Raw genomic sequence first — 11253 nt, 5'->3', positions numbered from 1 at the left:
GGGGGGGGGTCCAGCCCCCCGTCCAGGGGATCCCCGCCCGGGGGGTGGCGGCCCCCCCCCCCCCCCCCCCCCCCGCCCCCGGCGCCCGCGCCCCCCCCCCCCCGGGGCCCCCCCCCCCGGCCGTTCCCCCCGCGGTTCCGCCCCCCCCACACGCCGGGCGGCTGAGACTCCCCCGTTGCTCAGCCGCCCGGTTCTCATGTGCCCGCGGGCGTCGCGCCGCCGGCCGTGAAGATCAGCAAGACGTGTTCGTCTTGTTCGCCGTGTTCGTCGTGTGCATGGTGTTCGTCGCCTTCGTCACCAGCGCCATGGCCAGCGCGGCCGGTACGCCCGTCGCCGTCAGGATCGTGATCGCGGCCGAGCGGGCCGCCTCGTCCGCGGGTACGAGGCCGTCGTTCACGGCTTCCAGCAGGCCGAACAGGATCTGCTCGTGGACGTACGCCAGGGCCGACGCCGGCAGCGGTGAGACGAACGTCCCCTCCTGAAGGCCGCGCTGGAGGAGCCGCACGCTGTGCTCCCGGACCGGCGTCAGCCGCTCCCGGATGCCCCGCACCGTGACCGTGCGCTGGGCCAGCGCGACCAGCAGCCGGTAGCGGTCGGCGACCCGCCACACCGCGAGCACCGACCGGGCCAGCGCCTCCGCCGGCTCCGCCACCCCCGCCCGGCCCGCCGCGTGCGCGGACGCCAGGGCTTCCGCCGCGCCCTCCACCAGCGTGCCGATCAGCGCCTCCCGGTTGGGGAAGTGCCCGTACACCGTGCGGCGTACGACCCCGGCGGCGCGCGCGATCTGGTCCATGGACGCATCGGGGTCGCGCAGCAGCTCGGCCAGTGCGACGTCGAGGATGCGGCGACGGTTGGCCTCGGCGCGACCGGTGTTACCCGTGGTCATGGCTGCCATTGTGCCTGCCCCCTGGCCTCCGGCCTCCCTCCGGGGACGCGGGCGGCTCTCCCGGGGGCAGCCGGCGCCGGACCGGGCAACTACTCGGCCGAAGGCGGCTTCACGGCCCCACCGCCCGCTCCAGCCGACCCAACTCCTCTCCGTCCAGGACCAGTTCGGAGGCCGCCGCCGAGTCCCGCGCCGTCTCCGGCCGGCTGGCCCCCGGGATCGGGACCACCGTCGGGGAACGGGCGAGGAGCCAGGCCAGGCAGACCTGTTGCGGGCTCACCCCCCGCTCGCCGGCGATCTCGTGGAACGCGCCGAACCGCCGCTCGCCCTCCAGCCGCGAGGGCCCGTCCAGGGAGCTGCGGGAGATGCCGCCCAGGGGGCTCCAGGGCAGGAACGCCAGCCCCAGTTCGGCGCAGAGCCGCAGCTCGCGCTCGCTGTCGCGGACGGCGGGGGAGTACCGGTTCTGCACCGAGACCAGCCGGTCCCCGAGGATCCTTCGGGCGACGCCGATCTGCGCCGCGTCCGCGTTGGAGATCCCGGCCAGCCGGATCGTGCCCTCGTCGAGCAGCTCCCGCAGCGCGCCCACCGACTCCTCGAACGGCACCGCCGGGTCCGGCTTGTGCAGCTGGTAGAGGCCGATCGCGTCGACCCCGAGCCGCTTGAGGGAGGCCTCGGCGGCGGACCGCAGGTGACAGGGGTCGCCGTTCACCGTCCAGTCCTCGCCGGCGGGCCGGCCCCGGCCGCCCTTGGTCGCCACCAGCACCTCGTCCACGGGACCGCCGTAGGCGGCGAGGGCGCGGGCCACGAGGCGTTCGTTGTGGCCGGGTTCCTCGCCCGGCAGATGGTAGGAGTCGGCCGTGTCGAGCAGGGTGACGCCCGCGTCGAGCGCCGCGTGGATCGTGGCGAGGGCGCGGCTCTCGTCGGGGCGGCCCTCGATGGACAACGGCATCACGCCGAGCCCGATCGCGCTCACCCGCAGGTCGCCGAGTCGTCGGTAGCGCACGTCAGCCGTCCTCGCCCAGCGTCTCCGCGACGGCGAGCGACAGCCACTGCCGTGCGTTGCCGAATGCGTAACCCAGCCGTGCGGCACGGGAGTTGGACATCGGATAGGAGCGGCGGAAGGAGAACGGGGAGACCTCCCCGACCTCGACCTCCTGGAAGACCGCCTTGCCGTCGGGGAAGCGCGCGACCACCGCGTCGCACAACTCCTCGGTCGTCAGCGGCTGATGGGAGGCCGCGTTGACCGGTCCGGTGAACTCCTCGCCCGCGGCCCAGAACAGGAAGTCGGCCGCCTCCTCGACATGGATGTAGGTCGCCGGGTGGTTGGGGTACGGCACGGTGATCGGGTCGCCGACGCGGATGCGGTCCGCGTAGTGGGCGAGCCGTCCGGTGAAGTCGTCCTCGCCGCCCAGGACATGGGCGAGACGCACCGCCGTCCACGCGAACGCGGGGTCCGACGCGAACACCGCCTCGGCCTGCCGCTTTCCCTCGCCGTAGTGGGCGGCGAGGAACTCCGCGTCGTCCCAGGGGAGTTCGAGGTCGACGGGCACGTCCAGCGGATCGACGTCCGTCTCGCGCACCGGGGCGATCGAGTCCTCGTACTCGTAGACCTCGACCGTGGACGTCATCACATAGCGGCGGGTGCGGCCGGCGAACACCCGGCGGGCCGTCGCCGCCTGGCGCGGGGTGTAGCAGACCTGGTCGACGACGACGTCGAAGACGCGGTCGCCGAGCGCCGCGCTCAGCGCCGCCTCGTCGTCGCGGTCGGCGACGAGATGGCGTGCGCCCGGGGGCGGGGGCGAGGAGCCGCGGTTGAGGACGGTGACGTCGTCGCCGGCGGCCAGCAGCCGGCCGATCAGCCGCTTGCCGACATAGCGGTTCCCGCCGACGACCAATGTCTTTCGCGTCTTTTCCATGACCATAATCCTCCCGGCGTACCCATCCGAACTGAAGGGGGAACCATGGGAGTTCAGGCAGCCGCGCCGAAAGAACCACGGCAGCTGCGTCCCGCCGCCGACGAAACCTCGGTGGCCTTCGACGCGCTGGACCGGCAGATCCTGGAGCTGCTCCAGACCGACGGCCGGATCAAGCTGAGCGAGCTGGGCCGCAGGGTCCGGCTGAGCCCGGCGGCGGTCACCGAACGGGTGCGCAGGCTGGAGGCCGCGGGCGTGGTCAGCGGCTACGGCGCCCGGATCGTCCCGGCCCGGCTCGGCTACGGCATCCAGGCGTTCATCAGGGTCAACCCGCACGGCGGCTACACCCTGAAGCACCCGAGGACCCTGGAGCTGATGGAGCGCCCCGAGATCACCGAGGTGCACCACGTGGTCGGCGAGGACTGCTGGATCCTCAAGGTCGCCGTCCGCGACACCGTCCACCTGGAGGAGGTCCTGGACGCGGTCTCGGCGCTCGGCCGCACGACCACGTCGATCGTGCTGACTTCTCCGGTGGTGGGCAAACCGCTGCTGCCCTGACGTCGACGTCGGCTTCCGCGTCGGTGTCGGTGTCGGCGCCTGCCCTTGCCTTGACGCGGGCGTCAGGCCGTACGTTCGTCCCCATGCGAATCGGCGAGCTGGCCGCACGGGCCGGGACCACGACGCGGGCGCTCCGGTACTACGAGGCGCGGGGGCTGCTGCCCGCGCGCCGCGACGAACTGGGCCACCGCGCGTACGACGAGCGCGACCTGCGGCTGCTGCGGCAGATCAGGACCCTGCGGGAGTCCGGGTTCGACCTGGAGGAGACGCGGCCCTTCGTGGAGTGTCTGCGCGCCGGCCATCCGGAGGGCGACTCCTGCCCGGCGTCGCTCGTGGTCTACCGGCGCAAGCTGGACGAGCTGGACGCGCTCATCGGGGAGCTGGGGGCGGTGCGGGAGAGGGTCGCCGGGCAGCTCGCCAGGGCGGAGAGGGCGCGGGACGAACTGGCCGCCGGGTCGCTGGTTCCGGGGGGTCCGGAACCCGGGTGCGAACTGGGAGGGCAGGAGCTGTGAGCGAAGCGGCCGGAGTGACCGGAGTGACCGAGGTGTCGGACGCCGACTTCTCGGCGAAGGTGCTGGGAGCGGAGCTGCCGGTATTGGTGGAGTTCACCGCCGACTGGTGCCCGCCGTGCCGGCAGATGGCGCCGGTGCTGAGCGCGCTCGCCGAGGAGGAGGGGGAGCGGCTGAAGGTGGTGCAGCTGGACGTGGACCGCAATCCGGACACCACCAATCACTACAAGGTGCTGTCGATGCCGACCTTCATGGTCTTCCGCGGCGGTGAGCCGGTGAAGGCGCTGGTGGGGGCACGGCCGAAGCGGCGGCTGCTGGAGGAACTCTCCGATGTGCTCTGACGCGCTCTGACGAGCCGCGACCGCGCGTCCAGTGCGTGAGTAAAGAAATCCCCCGAGCAATTGCGCCCGGGGGATTTCTTTGCGTATATTGAATGGTTCGCGACTATGAAGAGAATGGTCGCGGAGAAGTTCAGTAGGCACAGTATATCCGGGCGGGAGCGGAATTGTCAAACAACGGTTTTACGGACAGTGAATTGTGCCGTGAACAGGAATTCATCGACGACCTGTACGCCCGCGTGGACGCCCTGCGCGGCGACGCCGAGGCCTCCGTCGGCGACGCCCTCGCCCAGGGCGACAAGCCCATGCAGGCCCGCCTGGAGCGGGACATCCTCGTCGCCGAACGCTCCGGCCTGCTCGCCGCGCTGAACGCTGTGGACGGCTCCCTGTGCTTCGGCCGCATCGACCTCGCCTCCGGCGCCAGCCACCACATCGGCCGGATCGGCCTGCGCCGGGACGACGCCGAGCGCACCCCCGTCCTCGTCGACTGGCGCGCCGACGTCGCCCGCCCCTTCTACCTCGCCACCGGTCACACCCCCATGGGCCTGCGCCGCCGCCGGCACCTCACCACCGAGGGCCGCCGGGTCACCGCCCTGCACGACGAGTTCCTCGACGTCGGCGACGCCACCCGCACCGGCCACGAGGACCCGGCCGGCGACGACGTCCTGCTCGCCGCGCTGAATTCGGCCCGCACCGGCCGCATGGCCGACATCGTGCAGACCATCCAGGCCGAACAGGACGAGATCATCCGCGCCCCCCACCGCGGGGTGCTGGTCGTCGAGGGCGGTCCGGGCACCGGCAAGACGGCGGTCGCCCTGCACCGCGCCGCCTACCTCCTCTACGAGCACCGCGAACTGCTCGCCAAGCGGGCCGTCCTGATCGTCGGCCCCAACCCCGCCTTCCTCGGCTACATCGGCGAGGTGCTGCCCTCGCTGGGCGAGACCGGCGTGCTCCTCGCCACCGTCGGCGAGCTGTACCCCGGCGTGCGGGCGACGGCCGCGGACACGCCCGAGGCGGCGGCCGTGAAGGGCCGCGCCGACATGGCCGACGTGCTCACCGCCGTCGTCCGCGACCGGCAGGCGCTGCCCGACCCGGTGATCGCGATCGAGCACGACCGGGAGGTCCTGATGCTCGACGAGGGGCTCGTGGACGTCGCCCGCGAGCGCGCCCGCGCCGTGAAGCTGCCGCACAACGCGGCCCGTGAGCACTTCGAGGGCCACATCCTCAACACGCTCACCGAGCTGTACGCCGAACGCGTCGGCACCGACCCCTACGACGGGTCCAGCCTGCTCGACCCCAGCGACATCACGCAGATCCGCGACGAGCTCGCCGAGAACCCCGAAGTCTGGTCCGCCGTCGACCAGTTGTGGCCGGTGCTCAGCCCCCGCCGCCTGGTCGCCGACTTCCTGGCCGACCCCGACGGGTACGTCCGCGCCGAGGACGCCGCCGTCATCCGCCGGCCGGTGACCCGCGCCTGGACCGTCGCGGACGTCCCGCTGCTCGACGAGGCCGCAGAACTCCTCGGCGAGGACGACCGGGCCGCGCGCGAGCGCGCCGAGCGGGAGCGGCGCACCCAGATCGCCTACGCCCAGGGCGTGCTCGACGTCTCCTACGCCTCCCGGACCTACGAGTTCGAGGACAAGGAGGACAGCGACCCGGACAGCTCCGAGGTGCTGTCCGCGCACGACATCATCGACGCCGAGCGCTTCGCCGAGCGGCACGAGGAGGACGACCACCGCAGCGCCGCCGAGCGCGCGGCGGCCGACCGGACCTGGGCGTTCGGCCACATCATCGTCGACGAGGCGCAGGAGCTGTCGCCGATGGCGTGGCGGCTGCTCATGCGGCGCAGCCCCACCCGCTCGATGACTCTGGTCGGCGACCCGGCGCAGACCGCTGAGGCGGCCGGCGTCGGCTCCTGGTCGAAGATCCTCGCGCCCTATGTCGAGGACCGCTGGGAGCATGCCCGCCTCGGCGTCAACTACCGCACGCCCGCGGAGATCATGGAGGTCGCGGCGGCCGTCGTGCGCGCGGAGCATCCGGACTTCGTGCCGCCCAGCTCGGTGCGGTCCACCGGGGTGCGGCCGTGGGCGCGGGCCGCGGACGACCTTCCCGGTGCGGTCGCCAAGGCCGTGGAGGAACTGACCCCCGCGGAGGGGCGGCTCGCGGTGATCGCTCCGCGCGAGCTCCATCGGCGTCTTGCCGCGCGGCTCGACGGGGTCGTCGCCGGCGCCGAGCCCGACCTCACGCGGCGGGTCGTGCTGCTCGATCCGCGTCAGGCGAAGGGGCTGGAGTTCGACTCGGTCCTCGTGGTGGAACCGGGCCGGTATGGGGTCAGCGACCTGTACGTCGCGCTGACGCGGGCTACTCAGCGGCTGGGTGTGGTCCACACGGAGGCGCTGCCGCGGGCGCTGGGGGAGGCGCTGGCGTGACGCGGCCGTCGGGGGCAGTTCCTCGCCCCCGCCGCCCCTACCCGTCCCGTCCCCGGGGGCTGCCGCCCCCGGACCCCCGCTTCGGCCCTGAACGGGCCTCGTCCTCAAACTCCCCCAGAGGGGGGACCCCCAGAGGGGGACCCCCAGACGGGCTGGATGTGCTCACCCTTCGTCCCAACCGATCGGGTGGTGGGTGGGCACAGGCCCGGGGGTCTGGGGGGCGGAGCCCCCAGGAACGGTCAGCCGACGAGCCCGGTGCGCCCACCCTTCTCCCCACCGAGTCGGGTGGTGGGTGGGCATAGGCCCGGGGGTCTGGGGGGCGGAGCCCCCAGGGATGGTCAGCCAGCGAGTCCGGTGCGCCCACCCTTCTCCCCACCGAGTCGGGTGGTGGGTGGGCACAGGCCGGGGGTCTGGGGGCGGAGCCCCCAGGGGTTACGCCGGGCGTAGCCAGAGGGTGGAGAGAGGGGGGAGGGTGAGGCGGATGCTTGCCGGGCGGGCGTGCCACGGCTGGGGTTCCGGTTTCACCGGGTGGGCGTGGGAGACGTCACTGCCGCCGTACCGCTCCGCGTCGGTGTTGAGCACCTCGACCCACGCCGGGACGTCGTCGGGAACGCCCAGGCGATAGTCGTGGCGCACGACCGGCGAGAAGTGGGACACGGCCAGCAGCGGCACCCCGTCCGCGTCGTACCGCAAAAACGCGAGGACGTTGTCGTCGGCGGCGTCGCCCACCACCCACTGGAAGCCCTCCGGAGCGATATCCCGCTCCCACAGCGCCGGCGTCGTCCGGTAGACGGCGTTCAGGTCCCGCACCAGATCGCGCACACCCCGGTGGTCCGGCTCCGCCCCGTACGCCGGGTCGAGCAGCCACCAGTCGGGGCCGTGCGCCTCGGACCACTCCGCGCCCTGCGCGAACTCCTGCCCCATGAAGAGCAGTTGCTTGCCCGGGTGGGCCCACATGAACCCCAGGTACGCGCGCAGATTGGCCCGCCGCTGCCACCAGTCGCCCGGCATCTTCGACACCAGCGACCCCTTGCCGTGCACGACCTCGTCGTGGGAGATCGGCAGGACGTAGTTCTCGCTGTACGCGTACACCATGGAGAACGTCATCTCCCCGTGGTGGTACCGGCGGTGCACCGGCTCCTTGCTCATGTACTCCAGCGAGTCGTGCATCCAGCCCATGTTCCACTTCAGGCCGAAACCGAGCCCGCCGAAGCCGCTCGGCCCCCGGTGGTGCGTCGCCCGCGTCACGCCGTCCCAGGCCGTGGACTCCTCCGCGATCGTCACCACGCCGGGCGCGCGGCGGTAGACGGTCGCGTTCATCTCCTGGAGGAACGCCACCGCGTCCAGGTTCTCCCGTCCGCCGTGCTCGTTCGGCGTCCACTGGCCTGGCTCACGCGAGTAGTCGAGGTAGAGCATCGAGGCGACGGCGTCCACCCGCAGCCCGTCGATGTGGAACTCCTCGCACCAGTACACCGCGTTGGCCACCAGGAAGTTGCGCACCTCGCGCCGACCGAAGTCGAACTCCAGCGTCCCCCAGTCGGGATGGGCGGCGCGCAGCGGATCCTCGTGCTCGTACAGCGGACGCCCGTCGAACTCCGCGAGCGCCCAGTCGTCGCGCGGGAAGTGCGCCGGCACCCAGTCCATGAGGACGCCGATCCCGGCCCGGTGCAACGCGTCCACCAGGAACCGGAAGTCGTCCGGGCCGCCGAGCCGGGCCGTGGGCGCGTAGAAGCCGGTGACCTGGTACCCCCAGGAGCCGCCGAAGGGATGCTCGGCGACCGGCATCAGCTCGACGTGCGTGAAGCCCAGGTCCCGGACGTACGCGGGGAGTTGCTCTGCCAGCTGACGGTACGTCAGGCCTGGTCGCCAGGAGGGGAGATGGATCTCGTACACGGAGAACGGGGCCTCGTGCACCGGGCGTTCGGCCCGGCGGGCGAGCCACTCCGCGTCGCCCCACTCGTAGTGCGAGGCGGTGACGACGGACGAGGTGGCCGGCGGGACCTCGGTACGGCGGGCCAGCGGGTCGGCGCGCAGGGTGCGCGAGCCGTCGGGCCGGGTGATGTCGAACTTGTACAGCTCGCCCTCGCCGACGCCCGGCACGAACAGCTCCCACACCCCGGAAGAGCCGAGCGAGCGCATCGGGTGCCCCGCGCTGTCCCAGAAGTTGAAGGTGCCGGCCAGCCGCACACCGCGCGCGTTCGGCGCCCACACGGAGAAGCGGGTGCCGGTCACGCCCTGGTGGGTCGTCGGGTGGGCGCCGAGCACCGTCCACAGCTGCTCGTGCCGGCCCTCGCCGATCAGGTGCAGGTCCAGCTCGCCCAGCGTGGGCAGGAAGCGGTACGCGTCCTCGGTCTCCTGGACCGTGCCCTCGTACGTCACGAGGAGCCGGTAGGCCGGGACCTCACGCAGGGGCAGCAGACCGGAGAAGAAGCCGTCGCCGTCGTCGTGGAGTGCGGCGCGCAGCTCGCCCGAGACGACCGTGACGGACCGCGCGTACGGGCGGAAGACCCGGAAGACGACCCCGCCGGGCGCCGGATGCGCGCCGAGCACGCCGTGCGGGTTGTGATGGCCGCCGTGCAGGAGGCGGTCGCGGTCGCCGGCGTCCAGGGCGGGGGAGAGGCCCACCTCCAGCGGCCCGGCGGGAGCCGCCGCCGACGCCTCGGCCTTCTTCGCCGTCGCCTTCTTCACGTTCTTCACGTTCTTCGAGACGGCGCTCTTCGGCACGGCCTTCTCGGCCGCCGTCTTCTTCGACACGGCCTTGTCGGCCGCCGCCTTCTTCGTGGTGGCCTTCTTCGCCGCCGCGGCCTTCCTGTCCGCCGCCTTCTTCGCCACCGCCTTCTTGGCCACCGCTTCCTCGGCCGTGGCCTTCTTCTTCGGGTTCTTCGGTTCGGACCCGTTGGACGGGGGGCTGGGAGTCACGGACAAAGCCTCCTCAGAACTGGTCGGACGCTGCGAGCCTGCGTATCGCGGACAGCGGGACGGAGAGCCAGTCCGGGCGGTGCCGGGCCTCGTAGACGACCTCGTAGACCGCCTTGTCCGTCTCATAGGCCCGCAGCAGCACGGGATCGGTGCGCGGGTCGGCGCCCGACACCTCGGCATACCCCGAGCAGTAGGCGGCCCGGCAGGCGCGGGCCCAGCCCGGGGCCGGCGGGTCGGCCGAGTGCGCCGCGTAGTCGAAGGAACGCAGCATCCCCGCCACGTCCCGCACCGTCGGCTGCGGCATCCTGCGCTCGGCCAGCGGCCGGGCCGGCTCACCCTCGAAGTCGATCAGCGACCACTCCCCGGAGGGCGCCCGCAGGCACTGCCCCAGGTGCAGATCGCCGTGGACGCGCTGGGCGGTCCAGGTCTGGCCCTCGGCCGCGAGGTCGGCCAGCGCGGTGAAGGCCGTGCGCAGGGCCGGCGCGAACGGGTGCAGCGCGGGCACCGCCTGCGCCGCCGCGTCGAGCCGCTCGACCATGCCGTGCACCAGCGGCTCCAGCTGGGCGTGCCCGAACGTCACCGTGGGCAGCGCACGGGCCAGCGCCGTGTGCACCTCCGCCGTGGCGCGGCCGAGCGCCCGCGCCTCCGCGCCGAAGTCCTCGGTCTTGGCCAGCTCCCGCAGGGCCAGCTCCCAGCCGTCCGTCGCGCCCTGCACATACGGCTGGAGCACGCCGAGGACGTACGACGACTCCCCGGTCTCCCCGGTCGTCCCGGGCGCCCCGCTCTCCCCGGGAGCCCCGCTCTCCCCGGGCTCGCGGGCCTGCGGGCCCCCCTCGGCTCCGACGCCCAGGTCCGCGTGCATCCACGCCGTGGGCGCGGGCACCCGGGGGCAGCCCTCGCGGGCCAGCGCCAGCGGCAGTTCCAGATCGGGGTTGACGCCGGGGACGACCCGGCGCAGCAGCTTCAGAATGAACGTATCTCCATAGACGACCGAGGAGTTCGACTGCTCGGACGTCAGCCGGCGCGGCACGAGGCCGGTGCGTATCTCCTGGGACGGGTCCCGCTCGCAGCGCAGCACGCCGATCCGGGACCCGGTGCGCAGCGCCTCCAGGAGCAGTTCGGCGGGCCGGGTGTCGTACAGGGCGTCGTAGACCGTCCGCCCGGCGAGGGGGCCGTCCGGGACATGGCCGATCAGCGCGGGCGCCAGCCGGGGCGGCAGCGCCTCGCGCACGCCGATGAGCAACTGGTAGCAGTCGCCGGGGCCGGCTCCCTGGTGGGCGCGCACCAGCAGGTGGTAGAGGCCGAGCCGGGAGTCGGCCGGCAGCAGCTCGGTGGCTGCCACCTGCGAGAACCCGGTGACCGGACTCCCCTTGCCGGCGAACCACCGCTGCCGTGGCAGCCACTCCCGCAGCAGGGGCCCCAGGGACGCGAGGAGGCCGGAGCTCGTCTTGCCGGAAAGTGTGACCGTTTCCGCCATGGCGTCACGTTCCTTTCCCCGGGCGACGGGGTCTGGGGTGCTACTCATGCGTGCCCCGGGCGGGGCAGAGGAAACCGCCCCGCCGCGTGCACGTTCTATACGGGTTCCCTGCGCAGCCGGAACCAGTAGAAACCGTGGCCCGCGAGGGTGAGCAGGTAGGGCAGCTCGCCGATGGCGGGGAAGCGGACGCCGCCGAACAGTTCGACCGGGTGGCGGCCCTTGAAGCG

Annotated in this window: 10 protein-coding genes; 4 read left to right on the top strand and 6 right to left on the bottom strand. The window is 73.0% G+C overall.

Annotated elements, in window-relative coordinates:
- Positions 1-232: 232 nt before the first annotated feature.
- From ACFYX4_RS30020 to ACFYX4_RS30010, 3 genes are all read right to left on the bottom strand, one after another.
- A complete protein-coding gene (locus ACFYX4_RS30020) occupies positions 233-895 on the bottom strand; it encodes a TetR/AcrR family transcriptional regulator (protein WP_389339870.1) in 663 nt (220 codons plus the stop codon).
- A gap of 100 nt (positions 896-995) precedes the next feature.
- On the bottom strand, positions 996-1886 hold the full coding sequence (locus tag ACFYX4_RS30015) for an aldo/keto reductase (protein WP_389339868.1): 891 nt from the start codon (positions 1884-1886) through the stop codon (positions 996-998).
- A 1-nt stretch (position 1887) separates the two neighbouring features.
- Positions 1888-2799 (bottom strand): NAD-dependent epimerase/dehydratase family protein, encoded by a 912-nt coding sequence (locus tag ACFYX4_RS30010; protein ID WP_389339866.1) that lies wholly within the window; start codon positions 2797-2799, stop codon positions 1888-1890.
- A 45-nt stretch (positions 2800-2844) separates the two neighbouring features.
- Here ACFYX4_RS30010 and ACFYX4_RS30005 point away from each other — a divergent pair, with 45 nt between their 5' ends.
- The 4 genes from ACFYX4_RS30005 (at position 2845) to ACFYX4_RS29990 (ending at position 6630) form a co-directional block, all read left to right on the top strand.
- On the top strand, positions 2845-3354 hold the full coding sequence (locus ACFYX4_RS30005) for an Lrp/AsnC family transcriptional regulator (protein WP_389339864.1): 510 nt from the start codon (positions 2845-2847) through the stop codon (positions 3352-3354).
- An 83-nt stretch (positions 3355-3437) separates the two neighbouring features.
- Positions 3438-3866 carry a MerR family transcriptional regulator gene (locus ACFYX4_RS30000; protein ID WP_389339862.1) on the top strand — a complete coding sequence of 143 codons (429 nt, stop codon included), beginning with the start codon at positions 3438-3440 and terminating at the stop codon, positions 3864-3866.
- Positions 3863-4204 carry a thioredoxin family protein gene (locus ACFYX4_RS29995; protein ID WP_389339860.1) on the top strand — a complete coding sequence of 114 codons (342 nt, stop codon included), beginning with the start codon at positions 3863-3865 and terminating at the stop codon, positions 4202-4204. The genes ACFYX4_RS30000 and ACFYX4_RS29995 overlap by 4 nt, the downstream gene beginning before the upstream one ends.
- Before the next feature lie 194 nt (positions 4205-4398).
- On the top strand, positions 4399-6630 hold the full coding sequence (locus ACFYX4_RS29990; RefSeq protein ID WP_389339858.1) for a HelD family protein: 2232 nt from the start codon (positions 4399-4401) through the stop codon (positions 6628-6630).
- A gap of 432 nt (positions 6631-7062) precedes the next feature.
- Here the strand turns inward: ACFYX4_RS29990 and glgB are convergent, their stop codons facing one another.
- From glgB to ACFYX4_RS29975, 3 genes are all read right to left on the bottom strand, one after another.
- Entirely contained in the window at positions 7063-9549 is a 2487-nt protein-coding gene (gene glgB / locus ACFYX4_RS29985) for a 1,4-alpha-glucan branching enzyme (RefSeq protein WP_389339856.1), read from the bottom strand.
- Positions 9550-9562: 13 nt separating this feature from the next.
- Positions 9563-11026, bottom strand: a complete 1464-nt coding sequence (locus tag ACFYX4_RS29980) for a maltokinase (protein WP_389339854.1) — start codon at positions 11024-11026, stop codon at positions 9563-9565.
- 95 nt (positions 11027-11121) lie between these two features.
- Positions 11122-11253 (bottom strand): alpha-glucosidase C-terminal domain-containing protein (locus ACFYX4_RS29975; RefSeq protein WP_389340184.1); only part of this gene is annotated, 132 nt, incomplete at its 5' end.

Origin of the sequence: Streptomyces sp. NPDC002328, from assembly GCF_042890065.1 — a bacterium.
In the GTDB taxonomy this organism is placed as follows: Bacteria; Actinomycetota; Actinomycetes; order Streptomycetales; family Streptomycetaceae; genus Streptomyces.
Note: the sequence above shows the minus strand (reverse complement) of the source record. Positions and strands in the feature narration are given on the sequence as shown.

What these genes read in the sequence shown, in the direction of transcription:
- ACFYX4_RS30010 (WP_389339866.1), bottom strand. Translation starts at nt 2,799, where the DNA reads ATGGAAAAGACGCGAAAGACATTGGTCGTCGGCGGGAACCGCTATGTC.
- ACFYX4_RS30020 (WP_389339870.1), bottom strand. Translation starts at nt 895, where the DNA reads ATGGCAGCCATGACCACGGGTAACACCGGTCGCGCCGAGGCCAACCGT.
- ACFYX4_RS30005 (WP_389339864.1), top strand. Translation starts at nt 2,845, where the DNA reads ATGGGAGTTCAGGCAGCCGCGCCGAAAGAACCACGGCAGCTGCGTCCC.
- ACFYX4_RS29980 (WP_389339854.1), bottom strand. Translation starts at nt 11,026, where the DNA reads ATGGCGGAAACGGTCACACTTTCCGGCAAGACGAGCTCCGGCCTCCTC.
- ACFYX4_RS30000 (WP_389339862.1), top strand. Translation starts at nt 3,438, where the DNA reads ATGCGAATCGGCGAGCTGGCCGCACGGGCCGGGACCACGACGCGGGCG.